The organism is Salidesulfovibrio onnuriiensis (genome assembly GCF_008001235.1).
Taxonomy (GTDB): Bacteria; Desulfobacterota; Desulfovibrionia; order Desulfovibrionales; family Desulfovibrionaceae; genus Pseudodesulfovibrio; species Pseudodesulfovibrio onnuriiensis.
Window position 1 is genome coordinate 96734 of record NZ_CP040751.1, and the last position, 20865, is coordinate 117598.

The following is a 20865-nucleotide window of genomic DNA, read 5'->3' on the forward strand; positions in this document are numbered from 1 at the left end:
GCTCCCCCTATCCCTGACGAATGGCTTCCGCCATCTCGACTATTCCCGACTCAAGAGTCACTTCCGGGGCCCAGCCCAGAAGCCGGGCGGCCCTGGAAATATCAAAACACCCCCTGTAATTCTCCTGGGGGTCCTCTTTCCCCGACGGCTCAACCACGCTGGCGCACCCCGGAATGGAATCCACGACCAGGTGCGCAAGTTCTTTCATGGGAACGCATCTGCTCCCGGCGATATTGAACGGCCCGGATACGGGTAGGCGCAAGGCGGCCTCAACAGCTGCTGCCACATCCGAAGCATGGACGAACGCCTGGCTCCGCCGGCCGCTGCCGTGATACTGAAGAGGGTGTCCGGCCAAGGCCTTTTCAATGAAAATTCGTAAAACGGTCCTGCTCCTCTGCCCGACTCCATAAGGAGCGCAAATACGCAGGGACACGGCCCTCTCCGCAGCCTCCTCCATCACTTTTTCCCCTGCTATCTTGGAAAGGGAGTATGGATTCCCGTCATCCAGGGCAGTGGACTCTCCGCCCCCCTGCTCACGGTAGACACTGGAGGAAGAGGCAAAAACAACATCCGCGCCCGTGGCTCCGGCAAACGCTGCGATCAGCCGGTCGATTTCCATGTTGTACCCTGCCACCCTTTCGGCTTCGGGGCCCACGAGCGAGGAAGGCAGCGCCGCGGCGCAATGCACCACCGCATCAAAAGTACCCAAGGACACAAGCCCCTGGTGCCCACCGGAAAGAATATCCAGTATGGCGGCCTCTCCGGGGACCGGGCCGGAAGGGTGTCGCCGATATGTCCCGACAACCCCGTACCCGCTGTCGGCAAGCAGTCGCGAAACCGCGGAACCAACCAGGCCAGCTGCGCCCGTTACCAGGACCCGCATGCTCCCCCCCGTAACACGCCGATGAAGTGCGAAAGCGACAACAGGCTCCAAATGAGAAGACGTCTGTTTTTATGGCCCTCGAAATGCTCGCCGAGCAGCACTTTCACCACGTCATAGTCCAGCACCTTGTAAATTTCAGCCTTCTCATCCAGCAGCAGGCCTTTGACATACTCGATGCTCTCGCCCTTGAACCAGCTCGCGTCGGGGGCGGAAAAGCCCTGCTTTTTGCGTTCCACCACTTCCCTGGGAACATGCCTGCTGAGCGCCTTGCGAAGAATGCTCTTTCCATCGGAAGGCTGATTAAAGTATTTCTGCCGCTTGCCGGGTTCGTTTTCGTCGATTCGCGCCATTTCCCCGAGATTGCCCAACTTCAGTTTGGCCGGTATTTTCATGGCGAAATCCACAAGATCATTGTCCAGAAAGGGGACCCGGGTCTCGAGCGAATGCGCCATGGAAAGCCTGTCTTCCACCAGCAGCAAGCCATGCAGGAAGGTTCTGGCCTCGAAGTACAGGGAATGATTGACGTAGTCGGAAGGGCTCGTCAGGGAAATGTCCCGTCGGGTGAATACGTCCCGGAAGATGTCGCGGGTATTGACGAGCTTGACCTCATCCCAGACCGGAGCGAACGCTTTTGCGATTTCCTCCCTGGACAGCAGGCGTTGCCAGTAGCCGTAGTACTTGTCCACATAATGCTCGAAATCGTCGTTGACCGCAGCCTGGTAGTAGCGCCAGGGATATCCGCCGAACAGTTCGTCGCCGCCCGTACCAGCAAGAACGACCTTGCCGAACTTGCTGGCCAGCTGCGCCACATAGAAATTGGGATAGCTCTGTCCCACCCGGGGTTCTTCCAGGTGGTATGCAAGCCGGGGTAGGCAGCGTTCCATGTCCCCGCTTTTGAGGACCATCTCGTAGTGCTCGGTCTTGAACAACGCGCTCAGGGCCTCGGCCTTGTCCCGCTCGTCGAAGGCCAGCTCAAGGCCCGAGGCCGACGACAGGTCGAATCCGCAGGTAAAAGTCTTGATATAAGGCATCTGCTGGGCGGCCAGGGCCGTGATCGCCCCGGAGTCGATGCCGCCCGAAAGATAGGCGCAGACCTCCACGTCGCTGACCAGCTGGCGGTTGACGGCCTGCCTGAAGAGGTGGTCCAATTCCTCCACGTACTCCTCTTCGCTCCTGGGCTCCGCCGGTTCGTCAAAATCGTAGTCCCAATAGCGGGTCAGGCGCAACTCGGGCTGCTCCAGGGACAGCCAGCCGTAATGCGCTGCCGGAACAAGCCGGATCTGTTTTTCCAACGTCCTGTCCGTAAAAATATTCTGGAAGGTGAAATATTCCACCAGCGCTTCCAGATCGATACCGCTCTTGGCGTGGGGATGCGCCAGAATGGCCTTCTGCTCCGAACCAAACAGGAAATACTTGCCAAAGGTGGCGTAATACAGGGGCTTGATGCCGTAACGGTCCCGGGCCAGGAAAAGCCGCCTGTACTGCTTGTCCCAGACCGCAAAGGCGAACATGCCGTTGAATCGGTTCACGCAGGATTCGCCCCATTGGGCAAATGCGTTCAGGACAACCTCGGTGTCCGAAGTGGATCGGAACTTCCAGCCGAGGGCCTCCAGCTCCAACTTGAGCTCGGGGAAATTGTAGACCTCCCCATTGTAGCTGATGATATACCTTCCGCAGGTGGACTGCATGGGCTGGCTGCCGGCCGGGGAAAGATCTATGATGGCCAGGCGCCGATGACCGAGGCCGACGCCTCCGTGAACCACATGGCCCTCCGCGTCCGGACCGCGATGGAAGATGGCGTCGGTCATCCGTCGCAGGTTCACCAGAGCGACAGGCTCCCCATCAAGGTGCATTATGCCGGCGATACCACACATTTAACCAACCTCTTCCGCGAGCAATCGTACAACGGTGTCCAGCTCCTCCCGAGTCATTTCGTGAAAAAGAGGAAGGGTGAGGCACTGTTCAAAGGCCCTGCGGCTGCCTTGCATGGCGCCGTGGAGCCGAACCTTGTCGTTGGCATTGAAGGCCTTGTGCATGTGCAGGGAATAGGTACCGATCTGGACCTCGACCCCCTTCTCCCGCATGGAGGCCATGACCCTGTCCCGTTCGTCCACAAACACGCAAAACGATTGGTAGGAATGAAGGCCGCCCTCAGTGACCGTCGGCAGGGAAATTCCCGGCAGCGACTTCAAGGCCTCCTGGTACAGTGCGGCCAGTTGACGCCGACGGTCCAGGAGTTCTTCCACCATGTCCATCTGGGACAGGCCTACAGCAGCCAGTATGTTGGAAAGTTTGAGATTTGTACCGATGCGGTCAAAACTGGTGCACTGTCGCGACTCATGCACGCCCATGCCGAAATGCTTGAAGGAAAGCATCCACTCCGCCCACTCGGCATTGCCGGTGGTGACCAGCCCGCCCTCACCGGTGGTGACGAACTTGCGGGGATGACAGCTGAACACGGAGATGTCCGCGCAGGCCCCCACCATTCTGCCCTTGAATTCGGCCCCGAGGGCACAGGCGGCATCCTCGATTACAAACAGGCCATGCTTCTTTTTAATGGTGCTCAGGCGATCATAATCCACGGGATTGCCGAACAGGGAAACGGGGATTACGGCCTTGGTCGCAGGCGTCACCGCCGCCTCCAGGGCATCGTAATCGATGACCATGGTCTGCGGATCCACATCCACGATGACAGGGGTTGCACCCACAAGGGCCACGGCCGAAGCGGTGGCCGGGTAGGTGTAGTCCGGCACGATGACCTCGTCCCCATCGGAAACACCGAGACAGCGCAGGGCCATTTCAAGTCCCGTGGTGCAGGAGGTCACGGCCAGGCAATGAGCGACTCCGAGGTACCGGGCAACCACGGTTTCCAGTTCCCTGGTTACCGGGCCTTCGGTAAGGAACCCGGAGTCAAGCACCTCGTTGACGCGCCTTTTGGCATCGCCGGTAATGTAGGGTCGAATCAGGGGGATCATGTTTCTTCCCAGCCAATGATTAACGTTTGACGGCAACGACAGTGATGCCGGAATTCTGGATATCCATGTGTTCAATGTCGAGCCCGGCCTGATCACAATATGCACGCACCTGCTCGGGAGTACTCCGGATGCAGTTCAACGGACGAAACCAATCGAAATTAATGTGATTCATCTCGCCGATGTCCATATTTTTGTCATAGAACATCTTGCAAATGTGCCAATAAAAAAGGCGTTGGATATCAATCTTACCTTTCGGAATACCCAACAAAGACACGTCTTCGGGTATATCGATGGTAGTGTTCAGGTCACCTAAAGTCTTGCCGAGTTTTGTCAGAGACTCTAGGGCTTCCCAAGCCTGCTCGTTGTCCATGGGGGTAAGCTGTTCACGTATGTAGTCATCAGTGTACTCACGGACCGGACTCTTCTTGACGTATACATAAAAGAGAAAGTGTCCACCGATCTTAAGCTTATGAGACAGACTGCCAACAGCCTCCTCCACCGAATCGGTATGGTGAAGTACTCCTTCGGAAAAAATCATATCTACAGACTCATCGGGAATGTCGATATGCATGAGATCGTTCTGCATGAAACGCCCCTCAAACCCATGCTCTTTGAAACGCTTGGCGGCGACTTCCACGGAGGAACTAATATCCACCCCGATATACTCATGTTGTGCGAGCAAGTCACCGAAAAGCAAAAGAGCGGAGTAACTGGCACCGCACCCGGCATCAAGAATAACCTTACGCCCCTCGCCCAACATAGCTGCCAGTTTGGGGCGATCCCCTCCACAGTAACGCTCCAACAGCCACTGTTCTGTTCTAGCCTTGAAAGCTTCGCTTTCGTAGGTATCTCGTTTGCTCCACTTAAAGCCGAATGTATCGGCAGTCTGGGACTGTTCCTTGGATGTCTTGGCATTTTGAGCAATCATTTTCAGTTCCTCCAAATATCGATAAAAAATCTATCTCGCATAAGTACGGCCGAGGTAGCCGCTTTTCATATAGTACATCTTCCAGTGGTCGCACCCGTCGCAAGGGTTCACTCCGTCCAAAGAGGCCTGCAGGTGCTTCTTGCGCAACTCGACATAGGGCTCGCCCTGCCAGACGCCTGCTATGCCGTCCTTGGAAACATCCCCCAGCGGCGAACCGTCCACCAGACGCGTCCAGTCATGATTGCAACAGGCTACCTGCCCGTTCCAGTAAACCACCATATCGGAGAACGGCTTAAAACAGGGAAGCCGCTTCTCGAAATCGGGCAAGGGCTCGTCGATGCTGCCAGGCTTGCCGTCCGTTGAATGTTCCACATAGACGCGCACCCGGTCCACGATGGGACGCCAATAGTCCACAAATGCATCCATGCCGGGCTTGTGCTCCGGCGTTTCAACGGCGCTTACCTGCACCTGAGTCCCGACGCCCCGCTCGTCGCGGCGCCTCACGAAATCAAGGACATTCTGCATGGTCTTTTCAAAATCGGCGCCACGCCTGCTGGCGTTGTACAGCTCCGGATCCCGTGTATCGAGGGAAAAGGAAATGAAGGCCAGATCGAGATCAAGAATCCTCTCAATGTTCTCACTTGAGAGCAGCGAGGCATTGGTGGTGAACTGAATCTCTCCCACCGCCTTTTCCTGGGCGAGACTCAAAATTTCAAACCACTGCGGGTGCAGCAGGCTTTCCCCCCGGAAGAACGGAACAAAGGCCACAGGAGCATGGCCCGCCATCTCGTTCAGCAGTTCCTTGGCCAGGGCCGTATCCAGAAAACCGCGTTCCTTTTCCATGTAGCAACGCGGACAAAAGGTACAGTTGAGATTGCAGCGATTGGTCAGTTCGAGCGTCACCCGTGTGGGGAACCGCCCGGGATCGCCCGGGAGCTTATATTCCATCACCGACCTCCATTCGGATTGCAGACGAGGCTCTTGCCCCAGAAGCAGGAGCGAAACACCGTGATGGTTTGTTTATGAATCTTCATTATACGACCTTCCAATGCGGGCGATTCAGGAAAAGCTCTCTTTTCCCCTCGAAAGCCTCCGCAGTCACATCCACAACCCGCACCACCCTGTCGATCTTGCCTTCAGTGATCTTGCGCAGATTGTCGAGCTGCTGCCGGTCCACATCGCCCACCACCAGCACGTCAATGATGCCCGAGTCCTTCCCCTGGGCGTAATCATCAAGGATATAGACCGAATCCACCTTGCCGAGACTGGCCATGACATCATCGATCAGCCTGTCGATGCCAAGGGACTTTCTCACGATGGAGCTGATCTCCGGAAAGAAGGGATGCTTCCTGTTGGCGCGAAAATACACGCTCCGTCCGTTCTGCTCCCGCTCCAGGTACCCGGCCTCGCTCAGGCTGTCGAGCTCGCCCTTGATGGCGTTGGGAGAGACCTGGAATTCCGAAGACAACTCCCGGAGATAGCAGGAAACCTCCGGGTTCAGGAACAACTTGAGCAAAAGCTTGATGCGCGTCTTTGACGTAAACAGTTCGGTCAACATGTGCATTTTCGTACAAAAAAACTGAACAAAAAACAAGCACAATTCAGTTCTATAGGAGGCGCGCGATCCGTATCTTCCCGATTCGGGAAATTCCCCCGGTTTTTCCTATTAAAATTAGGGGGCGTTCCCCATTGTCATTCCACTTGTCCACGGTATGATACATTCATCAGCACCTCGGATATCTCCGGGATTTGATTGCTGGTGGCATTGTCCATGACTCGCTCCCCTTCCATGGCAATGCCACTCAAATGGGACTTCACAGTGAAGTCCCTTTTTTGTTTGGGACTGGCGGGCACCGCCCCCCGTTGCGACAGAAAAATCCCCGCAGGCCCAAGGGCGAACGGGGATTTCATTCCGCAGGGGCGTTTTCCGCCCGCATTCATCCGAGGCTAGCTCGGGACCGCCACGGCTTCCCGCTTGATGGCCGCCTCCTCGATGTTGGCCGGAATCTGCTCCACGGCTGCGTACTTGGGTTCATGCAGGGGCAACAGGTAGTCGGCCATGGTCTTGGCCCGCACCAGGATATTGTAGGCCTTCTTGGCGTTGGTGTTGGTCCCGGGCGGAATGACCTCCATTTCCATGGCCTTGACCTCGGCCGGGGGATAGAGGTTTTCCAGGATGGTGCAGAAACCGCAGATCATGAACGAGCCCACGGCCGTATCCACGATCACGGACATGCCTCCGCGCGTGTGGGCCGGGGTGCGCACCATGCGGATGCCGGGCAGGATCTCGATGTCGGTCTTGAGCACCACGATCTGGCCGTTGGCCTCGATTTCCTCGATGTGATCCTCCAGGTACCGGAAATCCAGCGGATGCGGGTTGTGGATGTTGTGCAGTTCCTTTTCATGCACATAAAACTTGGCGTTCGTACATTTGTAGTCGTTTTCGCAATGGTCGCTGTGCAGGTGGGTGTGCAGGACAATATCGATGTCCTCGGGTTTGAGCCCGTGCTTGGCCAGCCCTTCCTCGAAAGTGTAGATCTTGCCGCCGATGGCCCTTTCCCGGTCTTCCGAGACCACGGGGTGGGCCTCCCCCGTGTCCACGAGAATGTTCTTCGAAGCCCCCTTGATGAGCCAGGCATAGATGGGAATGGTGAACGGGGTGCCGTAGCCGTGCTGATAGGTCATCATGCCCTTGTCGAAAACCTTGGTGCCCAAAACAATGGGATGGATGGTGTAATGCGACATTCTCTCCTCCTGGCTAAAGGGGTTTGCCGCAAGTATGACCCATGCACGGCAGAAGTCAAGACGGAGACGAAAAAACGGGCCGGAGTCCCCACTCCGGCCCGCAATCAGGACGGCCATGGCTACGAGGGAGACCGTCCAGGTGAGGGAGTTCGAAATTATCGCTGCCCGCGCTTGAACACGGATACCACGTTCAGGTCGTCGTCCAGCGCCACCATGTCCGCGAAATACCCGGGCTCGATCCTGCCCAGTTCGTGGTCCAGGCCCACGGCCATGGCCGGATACAGGGAGGCCATGCGCAGGGCTTCCTCAAGCTCGATGCCCACGTGGTTGACGCAGTTCTTCACGGCCACGTCCATGGTCAGCACGGAACCGCCCAGGGTGCCGTCCGCGGAAAGGCACTTGCCGTCCTTGACAAAGACGGCGTGGCCGCCCAGTTGGAATTCGGTCTGATTCGTCCCCACCGGAGCCACGGCATCGGTGATCAGGAACAGCTTCTCGCCGAGGATGCGCTTGGCCAGCTCGATGTTGTCCCAGGCCACATGCACGCCGTCGGCAATGATGCCGGTCCAGGGGCGCTCCAGATACACAGCGCCCACCAGGCCCGGCTCCCGGCCCATGAGGGGCTCCATGCCGTTGAACAGGTGGGTGGCCATGGTCATGCCGTTACGGAAGGCCTCGCGCGCCACGGTACAGGGTGTGGCGCTGTGCCCGGCCGAGACGCGGATGCCCGCATCCGTCAGCTGTTTCACGTATTCCGTCCCCGCGTTTTCCGGGGCCATGGTCATCATGCGCACCACCTCGGGGCCGTGCTCGGCCACCAGGGAAAGCACCTTGGAATCGGGCTGGCGCACCAGGGATTCGTTGTGGATGCCCCGGCGCTTCCTGCTCAGGTACGGGCCTTCCAGATGCACGCCCAGCACGCATTCGGGCCGCGCGTCGCGGTAGGCGTCCACCACCTCGACGGCCTTGAGCATGTCCTCGTCCGTGGCCGTGACCAGGGTGGGCAAAAAGGAGGTGCAGCCCGTGGGCAGGAGTGCCTTGGCCATGATGTCCAGGGTCTCGACGCTGACGTCGTCGTTGAACATTCTGCCGCCGCAACCGTTGATCTGCAGGTCGATATAGCCGGGAGCAAGGGAGAGACCCTGCAAATCAACGATCGCGGCATGGTCGGGAACGGCATCGTTCGCCACGACGCCGGAGATCTTTCCGTCTTCCACGAGCACTGCCTTGCCTGCCAGCACGGCATTGCCCGCATATATGGTGCAATTGGTAAACGCTTGCATGATACCTACTTGGGATCCTTTATGTTTTCCGCTTCTATTTGCTGGAAGTAGCGCAAGGTCTTGACCCGCAGCTCGCGTACGGCGTCCCGGTCGCAGACCAGCACGGCCCGGCGGTGCATCTGCATGGCCGAAACCGTCCAGAGGTGATTGATGCCCTCTTCCACGGCATGACGCACGGCCAGGGCCTTGCTCATACCCGTTGCCAGGACAAGCATTTCCTCGGCGTCCAGCAGGGTGCCCACGCCCACGGTCAGGGCCAGTTCGGGCACGTTTTCCACCTGACCGCCGAAGAAGCGGGCATTGGCCCGCCGCGTTTCCAGGGTCAGGTCCTTGTCCCGGGTGCGCGAGGAAAGCGACGAAGTGGGCTCGTTGAAGGCGATATGCCCGTCCGAGCCGACGCCGCCCACCCACAGGTTCACCCCGCCGTACGAGGCCATTTTCTCCTCGTAGCGGCGGCATTCGGCCGCCAGGTCCGGGGCGTTGCCGTTCAGCAGGTTGATGTTTTCGGGACGCAGGTCCACATGGTCGAAAAAGTTCATGTGCATGTAGGACCGGTAACTTTCGGGATGGTCCGCGGGCAGGCCCACGTATTCATCCATGTTGAAGGTCACCACATGCTTCAGGCTCAGGCCTTCCTCACGGTGCATGCGCACCAGTTCCCCGTACATGGGCAGGGGAGTGCCGCCCGTGGGCAGGCCGAGCACGAACGGCCGTTCCGGGCCGGGCTCGAACAGCCGGATTCTGCGGGCCACATAGCGGGCCGCCCACCAGCCAACATTATCGTTCAAGGGAATCAGTCTCATGGAACCGCCTCCTGTTCATGTGCTGTAAACCCATTCTGGGCTGTCTCTAGCCCCGTCGGCGAACCGCTGGCAACAGGGGTGAAGATATTTCAGTGAGAAAAAAAACCAAAAAAAGTTGAGAGCGACTCCATGTCGACATAAACCGTTCCTTAAGTGAGGGCTTTTTTCCCTATTGCCGGGGCGGCACAGAGGTGACAGCCGAGCCGGGAATGATCACAAAACATTCTTTTTCGAGGAGAGGTTTATGAGGATTCTAGAAAAGCTTCAGAAGCTCGGCCGGGCGCTCATGCTGCCCATCGCGGTGCTTCCCGTTGCGGCGCTCATGCTGCGCCTGGGGCTGGGGACCTGCTGGACATGCCTTTCGTGTTCCAGGCCGGTAACGCCATTTTCAGCAACCTGCCGCTCATCTTCGGCATCGGCGTGGCCGTGGGCCTGTCCAAGGACAACGCCGGGGCAGCGGCCCTGGCCGGCGGCGTGGGCTATCTGGTCTTCACCGCGGCCATCGGCAGCCTGAACGACAAGATCGACATGGGCGTGCTGTCCGGTATCATCATGGGCATCACCGCGGGCATCATGTACAACAAGTTCAACCGCGTGAAGCTGGTTGACTGGCTGGCCTTCTTCGGCGGCAAGCGTTTCGTGCCCATCGTCACGTCCGGCTGCGCCCTGGTGCTGGCATTCGCCTTCAGCTTCATCTGGCCCCCGGTCCAGGCCGGCATCAACGCCGTCGCCAACTGGATCATCGGTTCCGGCGAGCTGGGCACCTTTGTCTACGGCACCATGAACCGCCTGCTCATCCCCACGGGCCTGCACCACATCCTCAACAACATGGTCTGGTTCCAGTTCGGTGAATTCACCAACGCCGCAGGCGAGATCGTGCGCGGCGACCTGCACCGCTTCTTTGCGGGCGACCCGACTGCGGGCAACTTCATGGCCGGTTTCTTCCCGGTGATGATGTTCGGCCTTCCGGCTGCCTGTCTGGCCATGTTTACCACCGCGCGCAAGGACAAGCGCGCCATGGTCGGCGGCGTGCTCTTCTCCGTGGCCTTCACCGCGTTCCTCACCGGCGTGACCGAGCCCGTGGAATACCTGTTCATGTTCCTGGCTCCGGCCCTGTACGGTCTGCACGCAATTCTCACCGGCATCTCCCTGGCCGTGTGCACGGCCATGGGCGTCAAGATGGGCTTCGGCTTCTCGGCCGGCGCCATCGACTACGTGCTCAACTACGGCCTGGGCACCAACGTGATGATGCTCCTGGTCATCGGCGCGGCCTATTTCGCGCTCTACTACTTTGTCTTTGTATTCGCCATCAAGGCCTTCAACCTGCAGACCCCGGGCCGTGAGGACGAGGACGCCGACGCGGCCGTGGCCTCCACCGGCGACAAGGAAATCGCCGTGCTGGCCAAGGAATGCGCCGCGGCCCTGGGCGGACTCGCCAACCTGGAATCAGTGGACTCCTGCATCACCCGCCTGCGCCTGACCGTTCACAACCCCGCAAAGGTGGACGAGGTCCAGCTCAAGCGCCTGGGCGCCAAGGGCGTGGTCAAGGTCGGCGAAAAGGGCGTGCAGGTGGTGCTGGGCACCCATGCCGAACTGGTTGCCGAATCGATCCGCGACCTGGGCAAGGGCGCCCCTTCCGGCAACGGCGTCATGAAACTGCTCGCACCGGTTGACGGCGAGATCGTTCCCATCGAAAATACCCCGGACCCGGTCTTTGCGGAAAAAACCGTGGGCGACGGCGTGGCCATCGTTCCCACCGGCGACAAGATGGTGGCTCCGGCGGACGGAACCATCGGCAAGATATTCGAAACCAACCACGCCTTCAGCATGATCACGGACGGCGGCCTGGAAGTGTTCGTTCACTTCGGCATCGACACCGTGGAGCTGAAGGGCGAAGGGTTCACCCGCCTGGCCGAGCCCGGCGCAAAGGTCAGCAAGGGCGATCCCATCATCGGATTCGACCTGGCCCTGCTCAAGGAAAAGGCCAAGTCCGTGATCACCCCGGTGGTGGTTTCCAACTGCGAGGACTTCGGTGAAATGACCAAGGCGACCGGCAAGGTGCGTGCTGGAATGAGCACCATCCTGGCCGTGGAAAAGTAGACAACGATTCAACGTCGAAACAACGATTTAATGATCATAGAGGGGGCCGGCTTGTCCGGCCCCCGGGATTCAAGGTGATTTTCAATGGCATCCAATACCGTTACCATCCAGACCGAAAACGGCCTGCACACCCGTCCGGCCGCAGAATTCGTCAAGCTTGCAAAGAGCTTTGACAGCGACATAACCATCCGCGTGGGCGACAAGGACGCCAGCGCCAAGAGCCTGTTCAAGCTCCAGCTGCTGGGCATGTCCAAGGGCTCCGAACTGCATATCGAATCCAGCGACCAGTCCGCTGTGGACGCCCTGTGCGATTTCGTGGCCAACCTGGACTAGACAGCGGTACGCGTCATGACGACTACACTCACAGGCATCGCCGTTTCCCCCGGTCTGGCCACGGCCCCGGCCCTGGTGCTCCGCACCCAGGCCCCGGCCTTTGACCGCTCCCCCATCCCCGAAGGCTCGGCCAACAGGGAGCTGGCGCGGCTCAAGGCAGCCATGGCCGCCTCGGCCGAGCAGCTCACCTCCATCATGGAGCGTGTGCGCGTCAAGATGGGCGAGGAACAGGCCGCCATCTTCGAGGGCCATCTCATGATCCTCGAGGACGAGGAACTGGCCGAAGCCCTGGAGGAAAAGATCCGGGACCAGCGGCACAACGCCCCGGCGGCCGTGGAAGCGGTCTGCGAGGAACACGCCACGGCCCTGGAACAACTGGACGATGAATATCTCCGCGCCCGCGCCGTCGACATGCGCGACATGTCCCGGCGCGTGGTGCTCAACTGTCTGGGCATCGTGCCCACCAGCCTGAGCACCATCGACACCGAAGTGGTGCTGGTGGCCGACGACCTGACCCCGTCCCAGACCGCGGTCCTGGACCCGGCCATGGTCAGGGCCATCATCACGGAGAAAGGCAACCGCACCTCCCACACGGCCATCATGGCCGCCTCCATGGAGATTCCGGCCATTGTCGGCACTCCGGCCGCGCTCTCCAGCATCAGCGACGGCGACATGGTGGCCGTGGATGCGGAGGCCAATGTCATTCTCGTGAACCCGTCCGGCGAGGAGCTGCAGGCCTTTGACGAGCGCCGCGCCTCCTTTGAAAGGGAACGGGAGGAGCTGGCCGCCCTGCGCGACCTGCCCGCCGTGACCACGGATGGGGTGCGCATCAAGCTGGCCGCCAACGTGGGCTCGCCCGAAGACGCCGCGCCCGCTGCCGCCAAGGGAGCCGAAGGCGTGGGCCTCTACCGCGTGGAGTTCCTGTTCATGGAACGCACGGAAAGCCCCAGCGAGGAAGAACAGTACAAGGCCTTCAAATCCGTGGTGGAGACCATGGGAGACCATCCCGTGGTCATCCGCACGCTGGATGTGGGCGGCGACAAGGATCTGCCATACATGGCCCTGCCCCACGAGGAAAACCCCTTCCTGGGCTGCAGGGGCATCCGGCTCTGCTTCGAGCGCACCAAGGTCTTCCAGACCCAGCTCCGCGCCATGCTGCGGGCGGGGATGCACGGCAACGTGCGCATCATGGTGCCCATGATCGCATCGCTGGACGAAGTGCGCGCCTTCAAAGAGGCCCTGGCCCAAGCCGCGGCCTCTCTGGAGGCGGAAGGCGTGGAATACGCCAGGGACCTGCCCCTTGGCATCATGGTGGAAACGCCCGCGGCAGCGCTGCTGGCTCACCTCTTCGCCAAGGAAGTGGACTTCTTCAGCATCGGCACCAACGACCTGACCCAGTACACCCTGGCGGTCGACCGCATGAACACGCGCATCGCCGACCTGTATGAGCCCCTGTCCCCGGCCGTGCTCCAGGCCATCAAGCTGGCGGCCGACGCCGCGCGCCAGGAAGGCAAGGGCATCTGTGTCTGCGGGCAGATGGCGGGAGAGGTCGCTTCGGCCCTGCTGCTCATCGGCATGGGCGTCCACGAACTGAGCATGAGCGCGGTGCACATTCCCCGCATCAAGAAGGCCGTGCGCGAGCACAGCAGCGAGGAACTGCAACAGCTGGCCGAAACCATTCTGGCCCTGCCCACGGCGGCGGAGGTCAAGGCCGCGCTGGACAAGCTGCTCAACAAATAGAACAATCCACACGCGACATAAGAACAGGCCCCGATGCGTTCCACGCGGACGCATCGGGGCCTGTTTGCCTGTATCGGCAAAAATCCCTATTCGACGAGATGGATGTTGCAGTTCTGATGCAACTGCTGCAGGACCAGCGCGCCTGCCCCGCGTGCATAGTTCTCGGCCTGCCAGGGCTGGATGATCAGTTCGGGCATGCTGCCGAAAACCTCGCAGCGCCGTTCCTTCATGGCCCGGACCAGGGGTTCGAAAAGCATGTCCTTGGCCAGGTAGCCCTTGCCGGTGATGACCACCTTTTCCGGGTCCAGGAGCCGGGTCAGGTCGGAAATGCGGTAACCGATGACCTTGCCCGCCCTGCGGATGATCTCCTCCAGGGAGGGTTCGCCAGCCTTGGCCGCATCCACGACGTCCTCCAGGGTGATCTCCTCGGCCTTCTTGCCCATCTCCCAGATGCCCTGCTTCACCAGCTTGCGGGCGTCACGCATGATGGAATAGGTGGAGGCCACTGCCTCCAGGCAGCCGTTCAGGCCGCAGCGGCAGGCCGTACCCTTGGAACTGCCCCGGATGTGGCCCAGTTCCCCGGCCATGCCCTTGTGCCCGCGCACCAGGCGGCCGTCGGCAAAGATGCCCAGGCCCACGCCATGTTCCAGGGTAACCACCAGAAAATCGTCGCAGCCGCGCGCCTCGCCGAACCAGTGCTCATAGATGGCCAGGGCGTTGGAGCTGTTCTCGATAAAGGTCTCGAAGCCGGTGCGTTTTTCCACCAGTTCACGGAAGGGCACGTTCGACCAGTTGAAGCCCTGGTTGAAGCCCGGATGAAAATGGACCACACCGGTGTGGGCGTTGACCAGGCCGGGAATGCCCAGGCCCAGGCCGGAAATGTCGTCGGGCAGGAAGCCGTGGCTGATGCAGCAGGCGCGCACGGACTCGGCCACGCGGTCGGCCACCTGCACCGGGTCGGTGACGTCCGCCTCCAGAGGCAGTTCATGGGAGGCCAGCACGCGGGCCTCCAGGTTGATGACCACCACGCTGATGCGGTCCGAGGACACATAGACCCCGGCCACGAAGGCGCCGTCCGGATTGAGTGCCAGAAGCACGGGAGGACGGCCCGTGGTGGTGCCCAGGGCCTCCTTCTCGAAAATCAGGTTGTCCTTGATGAGCTCGGCGGTGATGGCCGTGACCGTGGCCTGGCTCAATCCGGTCTGGGCGGCGATATCACGGCGGGAAATGGTCCCGGCCAGCCGAATGGTCCGAAGCACGTTGCAGCGGTTCATGGCCCGCATGAGATCTCTGTTGGCTGCTGGCATGGCTTGCTCTTTCCAGTTCCAGGTGGTTGTCACTAACGGCCGACCCTGCTGATGACGAAATCGAAAACCGCCTGAACCGAATCCTCCACGGCCATCCCGGCGGTCTCCATGCGAAATTCGGGTGCGGCCGGTTCCTCATAGGGGGCGGAAATTCCCGTGTAGTTCTTGATCTTCCCCTCGCGGGCCATCTTGTAATACCCCTTGGCGTCCCGCTCCTCGCAGACCTCCACTGGGCACTGCACATATATCTCGTGAAAATCATCCGCGCCGACAATATTCCTGGCCTTGGTCCTGTCCGCCGCGAGCGGGGAAATGAAGGCGCACAGGCAAATGGTGCCGTTTTCCACAAACAGCTTGGCAACCTCGGCAATACGGCGCAGGTTCTCGGCCCGGCCCTCGGGGGAAAAGCTCAGGTCGCCGCACAGGCCGTGGCGCACATTGTCGCCGTCAAAGACCACGCACTTGAGTCCCTGGTCGAAAAGCCTCTTTTCCACGCCGTGGGCAATGGTGGATTTCCCAGAGCCGGAAAGCCCGGTAAACCAGAAGACCGCACTTTTATGGAGATTCTGTTCCTCCCGGTCCGCCCGGCAGACCTCACCGCGAAAACAACAGATATTCTGTTCTGACTTTTTCATTATTTTCCCTGTCCCTAGGATTCACAGGCCCCGGAGTCTTCCCCGGCTTCCCGGAACTGCATGGAATACAGCTTATCGTACAATTCGCATCGCCCCAGCAATTCCTCATGGCTGCCCACATCCACGATCTCGCCCTGCTGCATGACCACGATGCGGTCCGCATTGATGACCGTGGAAAGCCGGTGCGCGATGACAATGCTGGTGCGGGACTTCATGAGGTTGTCCAGGGCCTTCTGCACAATGCGCTCGGACTCTGTGTCCAGGGCGCTGGTGGCCTCGTCAAGGATCAGCAACTGCGGATTCTTGAACAGGGCGCGGGCAATGGTGAGGCGCTGCTTCTGGCCACCGGAAAGGCGCGTTCCCCGCTCTCCCACAACCGTATCATACCCTTCCGGCAAATTTTCAATAAATTCATGCGCATACGCAGCCTTGGCCGCAAGCGCCACCGCTTCCCGATCGATGTCGTCGTGACCATAGGCAATATTCTGCGCAACCGAGGAATTGAACAGAAAGGTATCCTGGGAAACCATGCCCATACCCAGACGCAGCTTACCGAGATCATACTGCCCCAACTCGATTCCGTTGAGCCGCAGGGAGCCTTCCTGCACGTCGTAGAAACGCGGAATCAGATTGGCCAGGGTGGTCTTGCCCGACCCGCTTGGCCCCACCAGGGCCACACATTCGCCCCGCCGGATAGTCAGGTTGAAATCCTTGAGAACCGGAGAGATGCATGATTCGTAGCTGAAGGTGATATTTCCGATCTCCAGGGACTCAAATTCCTCGGGGAAGGGAAGAACGCCGCCCGACTCCACCTTGACGTTCGGGTCGTCCAGCAAACCGAAGACGCGCTCTGCGCAGGCCAACGACTTCTGGATCATGCGGTTGGAGTTGTCCAGCTTCTTGACTGGCTCATACAAGACGGCCAAACCCACGATAAAGGAAAACAGGGTACCCGGGGTCATGGAGCCCTCAACCACCTGGAGGCCGCCGTACCAGATCACGAGACTGATGCCCAGGCCGCTGATGAGTTCCATCATTCGCGAGGAAGCTTCGCTGGCCAGCACCTGTTTCTTCGAGATGGTCACTATCTCCGCGGAATGCCCCTTGAAACCGCTGCTTTCCCGCTTTTCGGTATTGAAGGTCTTGATGACCCGTATCCCGGACAAAGTCTCCTGTACCACGGAATTGATCTCCGCAGCCTGAACCGCCAAACGTCTGCCGAGCTTCCGCAACCTCTTGCCGAAGTAAATGAACGGATAAATGACAACCGGCAGAACGATCAGAGCCCAAAAGGCCAAGTGGACGTCCTGGTAGACGACCACCCCGATGACGAAAATCAGCTTGAGAACTTCCCGCACGATCATCACCATATGCGGCACCGATTCCCGGATGCCGGCGACATCACCCAGGATGCGGGACATGAGCACACCGACACGGCTTGCCTCGAAATACTTGAACGGCAAGGCCACCACCTTTGCGAACAGGTCGTTGCGCAGCTGTTCAAGCACCCGGTAGCCCGCTATGCACATGAGATAGTTCTGAATAAAACGGACATTGCTTTTCACAAAGACAATGCCGAATGCCACGATGGGAATGATCAGCAGCATCTGACTGTCTTTGCTTATGAAAATCTCGTCGATGGCCGGCTTGACAATGTACACGAGTGCGCCATCACAGGCGCTGTAAAAGGAGGACATCGCCAGGGAGATGAGCACGTACCACTTGTAGGGCTTGAAATATTCCCAGCAACGCCGAAGAAGATACTTGCTGGAAAAAAGATGTATGTTGTCCAGATTTGTGTGAGACATATATATGGTGGGTTAATTGATATCAAAATCCGCCTGCGCCGTTTCCAGGGCACAGGCGATGGGAGTATGCCGAATCGCGCCGAAAGCGTCCAGTCGTTATTCCCGGCGGTTCAAAACGTCCCGCATGAAATCGAGACAGTCCTTTGCCCGCTGTTTCCATGTATGGGCAATTGCCTCTTCCCGGCAATTACTCTGCAGGCTGCGGGCAAGCCCCTGGCTGCCCGCGAGGCGCTCCACGGCCCGGGCAAGGGCCCTCGGGGCCGTGTCTTCGGCAAAGACCGCATTTTTCCCGTCCTCCAGCACCGCGCTGATGGCCGGAACCGGGGTGACCACCATGGGCAGCCCGAGGCCCATGGCTTCGTATAGTTTGATGGGAGAAAAAAACTCCGCCCTGGAATTCTGCGGGATAACGAAAATATGGCAATTCCGCAGCCGCGCGGCCAGTTCAACCGGCGAAAGGTGTCCGAAAAACTCGATACGGCCCCTTCCTCCCGGGATCCCGGCCGCCATTGTCCGCAGCCGTGTCAGCTCCTCGCCGGGATTGCCACCCATGACCAGCAGCCGAAAACGCTCGGGCAGGTGGCGCATGGCCTCCACCAGATCGTGAATGCCCTTGGCCTCATAGAGGCTGCCCGCATAGGCCAGATTCACCTGTCCGGACAAGTCAACATCGGGCACCGGCGAAAAGATCTGTTCATTGAACCCCATGGGAGCGGAAAACACCGGAACGTCCGGTGCGTAAAACGCCTCGAGATCGTCCGCAAGCAATGGACTGATGACCACCACGCCGTCGAGCTGATCCAGCAGTTCAAGCTCAAGCCTTCTGAACCGCTCCTCCCGGCCCGTGCCGTTTCGGCGGTGCTGCTCGGCCAGGATCTCGTGCATCTCGAAGAACAGGGGGCGCTTCAAACCGAAACGCCTTTTGAGGCGTGCCAGCATCAGGGCTTCCTTGATGTCCCGGGAATAAAAGACCGTTCCCGGCCCCGCCGCAAACCAGGCGGCGGCCATCTTGGCTCGGAAATTCACGCCATAGATTCCCTTGTGCCCGCCATAAAGGGATTTCAGATTCAATGCATCGACGGGCACAAGTCCATAGGCATTTTCCAATTCCCGGCGATACGCGGCGTGATCCCGCTGTCCCTTGAAACCCGGAAACAGGGTGGTACGCACCCCGGCCGAAGCAAAGGCGTAAGCCATGGTCAAGGACTGAAGCGAATTGGCCGCCCGCGAGGGAAGGATGAACTTCTTGGCGAAATAAAGCTGTTTGATATGCATGACGATGCGGGACAATACCCCGGCGGCGGGACTCAGTCCATACCCTGGAAAAAGAAGGACTCCAGGCGCTTGAAAATTGCCTCGGGCTCCAGTTCGTAGAGACATTCCAGAGTGCCCAGACGGCATTCGGACTTATTGCAGCCCAGGCATGGATTATTGCCGTGCTCGTTACGGATGTATGCATGATCCTCGGACGGGAAGGTCCAGCCGCCCGGCTTGTTGGAGCCCTGAATGATCAGGGACCGGGTGCCCACGGCAACGGCAAAGTGACGCGGGGATGAACAGTTGCCGAAATGCCCGTTGGCCCGCTCAAGGATGGCAGCCATCTGGCGCAGGGTGGTCTGGTCCTGCGGGACCAGGCACTGGGAGGGATTGCCCGCCTGTGCCACGATGTTGTCCACCACGTCTTTCTCGCCCGGGCCGTAAAGCATGAGCATGCGGACCTGTGGATACTTTTCAGCCACCATGCGAATGAGCTTGGCGTAATATTCCTCGGGCCATTTTCGGGTAATGCGTCGATGGGTGGCGTCGATGGTCAGCAGAAAAGCGTCCGCCCCCACTCCCAGGGAGGAAAGATAGTCCCGGGCCCAGGCCTTCTCGAGTTCCGTGAGAAACAACTCGGGGCGCTGGCCGTCCCATTCCACCCCCAGGGGACCGAGCACTCCGGCCTTGGCCTTGGAGGCATACCCTTTGCCCTCATTGCCGTAGAGGTTGTAAAATAGCCGGTTGTACCACTTGGGTTTGTAGGTGAGCCGGATCGGGGCTCCGCTGAGAAACACGCCCAGTTTGAGCCGGATAAGCTGCTGAAAGTCGACGACAAGGTCGTAGTTTTCACGGCGTATGCCAGAATACAGGGAAAGCATTCCGGATAATCCCGCAGCCTTGTCGATGACCCAGACCTTGCTGAGCAGCGGGTTGTTCTCCAGCACGGGGGTGCATTTCCTCTCGGTCAGAAAATGCAACTCGGCATCGGGAAAACGCTCGTGCAACAGACGGATACAGGGTGTGGCCAACAGGACATCACCGATTTGATGCTGTTGGCAGACAAGAATTTTCCCAGGTTGAATGGTTGTGGTTGACTGCATATGAAAAACTTGCGGCTGACATAGGCCAGCCGACAGTTGATTTATTTGATTCCGAAAATCTGTTTCAGCTTTCTAAAGGTCTTTTCCCTGGCCCAGAGCCGGTCCATACGCTTCAGCTCCTTGTACACGATTTCGTACTCGTTGGGCACTGGATCGGAAATGTCCGCTTCCGGTGTCTTGACGAATAGCGCCCTCACTTCGGAGTCCCCCTGCAGGAAGCGGAAACCATGCCGAGCTGCGACGTGAACGAGATGGGGAAGGGAGAAATAATGCGAATGGGCCAGCTGCAGGGTATGCAGAATGTCATTTTCCTGGCGGGCGGGCCAGCTGAGGACGCCGGGAACCGAAAGAAACAGATGTCCGCCGTCGGGAAGAATTTCGCGCATGATCTCGAATTCGCCATCCAAATCATTGATGTGCTCAAGAACATGCATATACATAAGCAGATCAGGCTTGTCCCCAAGCTTAAGCAATTCGGTTGAAGGACCGACAAACACATCGCTCAGACCCAGCTCCTCTCTGGCGAACCGGATACCCGCCGCGTCGTAGTCCGTACCCGCAACACGGCATTCCTTGCCCACGAACTGGCTCAGAAGCGCCCCGAAATGCATGCCCACCTCGCACACAAACCTGGGGGTTCCGCCAAGCATGCCCATAATGGTTTCATAGTCCGCGCGGGCGATTTCGATGTTCTGGCGATAAACCTCGCTGTTGCCACGAAATCCTGGATTATAAAGGTCTCTGTATTCATGGGAGTAAAATCCCGACAGGGACTTCTGGTCCAGTCGCCTTCTCTGGTACATCATGCCGCAGTCGCGGCACAAAACAATCTGCACAGGCAGGAAATCGCGGTCAAAATTGGACACCACCCCGTGAACATCGCTCCCGCAACACGGACATGACACCTGTTCAAAGGAGTATTCTCCACTGGCGATCTTGGACAAGACCTGATCGCGTATAGCCTT

The 20865-nt window shown here is 59.2% G+C and carries 18 protein-coding genes; 3 read left to right on the plus strand and 15 right to left on the minus strand.

Annotated elements, in window-relative coordinates; genetic code table 11:
• Window positions 1–7: 7 nt before the first annotated feature.
• The 9 genes from FGL65_RS00430 to nagB all read right to left on the minus strand — a co-directional run bounded on the left by FGL65_RS00430 (window position 8) and on the right by nagB (window position 9617).
• Complete coding sequence (locus FGL65_RS00430; RefSeq protein WP_147818794.1) at window positions 8–883, minus strand: NAD-dependent epimerase/dehydratase family protein; 876 nt, start codon at window positions 881–883, stop codon at window positions 8–10.
• Window positions 868–2757 carry an asparagine synthase (glutamine-hydrolyzing) gene (gene asnB / locus FGL65_RS00435; protein ID WP_147818796.1) on the minus strand — a complete coding sequence of 630 codons (1890 nt, stop codon included), beginning with the start codon at window positions 2755–2757 and terminating at the stop codon, window positions 868–870. Before asnB ends, FGL65_RS00430 begins: the two co-directional genes overlap by 16 nt.
• Window positions 2758–3858 carry a DegT/DnrJ/EryC1/StrS family aminotransferase gene (locus FGL65_RS00440; RefSeq protein ID WP_147818798.1) on the minus strand — a complete coding sequence of 367 codons (1101 nt, stop codon included), beginning with the start codon at window positions 3856–3858 and terminating at the stop codon, window positions 2758–2760. It lies immediately after the preceding gene.
• A 19-nt stretch (window positions 3859–3877) separates the two neighbouring features.
• Window positions 3878–4786 (minus strand): class I SAM-dependent methyltransferase, encoded by a 909-nt coding sequence (locus FGL65_RS00445; protein ID WP_147818800.1) that lies wholly within the window; start codon window positions 4784–4786, stop codon window positions 3878–3880.
• A gap of 30 nt (window positions 4787–4816) precedes the next feature.
• Window positions 4817–5734: a radical SAM/SPASM domain-containing protein gene (locus FGL65_RS00450; RefSeq protein WP_147818802.1), complete on the minus strand. Its 918-nt coding sequence runs from the start codon at window positions 5732–5734 to the stop codon at window positions 4817–4819.
• Between the two features lie 85 nt (window positions 5735–5819).
• Entirely contained in the window at window positions 5820–6344 is a 525-nt protein-coding gene (locus FGL65_RS00455) for a winged helix-turn-helix domain-containing protein (protein ID WP_147818804.1), read from the minus strand.
• Between the two features lie 389 nt (window positions 6345–6733).
• A complete protein-coding gene (locus tag FGL65_RS00460) occupies window positions 6734–7531 on the minus strand; it encodes an N-acyl homoserine lactonase family protein (protein ID WP_147818806.1) in 798 nt (265 codons plus the stop codon).
• A gap of 155 nt (window positions 7532–7686) precedes the next feature.
• The gene (gene nagA, locus FGL65_RS00465) at window positions 7687–8814 is read right to left on the minus strand and encodes an N-acetylglucosamine-6-phosphate deacetylase (protein WP_222705781.1); all 1128 of its coding nucleotides are present in this window, start codon (window positions 8812–8814) and stop codon (window positions 7687–7689) included.
• A gap of 5 nt (window positions 8815–8819) precedes the next feature.
• Window positions 8820–9617: a glucosamine-6-phosphate deaminase gene (gene nagB, locus FGL65_RS00470; protein WP_147818808.1), complete on the minus strand. Its 798-nt coding sequence runs from the start codon at window positions 9615–9617 to the stop codon at window positions 8820–8822.
• Between the two features lie 354 nt (window positions 9618–9971).
• Here nagB and nagE point away from each other — a divergent pair, with 354 nt between their 5' ends.
• The 3 genes from nagE (at window position 9972) to ptsP (ending at window position 13790) form a co-directional block, all read left to right on the plus strand.
• Window positions 9972–11717, plus strand: coding sequence for an N-acetylglucosamine-specific PTS transporter subunit IIBC (gene nagE, locus FGL65_RS00475; protein ID WP_222705782.1), 1746 nt, complete (start codon window positions 9972–9974; stop codon window positions 11715–11717).
• Window positions 11718–11801: 84 nt separating this feature from the next.
• On the plus strand, window positions 11802–12050 hold the full coding sequence (locus FGL65_RS00480; protein ID WP_147818810.1) for an HPr family phosphocarrier protein: 249 nt from the start codon (window positions 11802–11804) through the stop codon (window positions 12048–12050).
• 15 nt (window positions 12051–12065) lie between these two features.
• Window positions 12066–13790, plus strand: a complete 1725-nt coding sequence (gene ptsP, locus FGL65_RS00485; protein WP_147818812.1) for a phosphoenolpyruvate--protein phosphotransferase — start codon at window positions 12066–12068, stop codon at window positions 13788–13790.
• An 86-nt stretch (window positions 13791–13876) separates the two neighbouring features.
• Here the strand turns inward: ptsP and FGL65_RS00490 are convergent, their stop codons facing one another.
• The 6 genes from FGL65_RS00490 to FGL65_RS00515 form a co-directional block, all read right to left on the minus strand.
• On the minus strand, window positions 13877–15097 hold the full coding sequence (locus FGL65_RS00490) for an ROK family transcriptional regulator (protein ID WP_147818814.1): 1221 nt from the start codon (window positions 15095–15097) through the stop codon (window positions 13877–13879).
• Window positions 15098–15129: 32 nt separating this feature from the next.
• On the minus strand, window positions 15130–15732 hold the full coding sequence (cysC, locus tag FGL65_RS00495; RefSeq protein WP_147818816.1) for an adenylyl-sulfate kinase: 603 nt from the start codon (window positions 15730–15732) through the stop codon (window positions 15130–15132).
• Between the two features lie 14 nt (window positions 15733–15746).
• Window positions 15747–17540 carry an ABC transporter ATP-binding protein gene (locus FGL65_RS00500; protein WP_147818818.1) on the minus strand — a complete coding sequence of 598 codons (1794 nt, stop codon included), beginning with the start codon at window positions 17538–17540 and terminating at the stop codon, window positions 15747–15749.
• A 96-nt stretch (window positions 17541–17636) separates the two neighbouring features.
• Complete coding sequence (locus FGL65_RS00505) at window positions 17637–18815, minus strand: glycosyltransferase family 4 protein (RefSeq protein ID WP_187170470.1); 1179 nt, start codon at window positions 18813–18815, stop codon at window positions 17637–17639.
• A 32-nt stretch (window positions 18816–18847) separates the two neighbouring features.
• Window positions 18848–19828 carry a glycosyltransferase family 9 protein gene (locus FGL65_RS00510; RefSeq protein WP_250645540.1) on the minus strand — a complete coding sequence of 327 codons (981 nt, stop codon included), beginning with the start codon at window positions 19826–19828 and terminating at the stop codon, window positions 18848–18850.
• Between the two features lie 113 nt (window positions 19829–19941).
• A complete protein-coding gene (locus tag FGL65_RS00515) occupies window positions 19942–20844 on the minus strand; it encodes a class I SAM-dependent methyltransferase (protein ID WP_187170471.1) in 903 nt (300 codons plus the stop codon).
• Window positions 20845–20865: the final 21 nt, after the last annotated feature.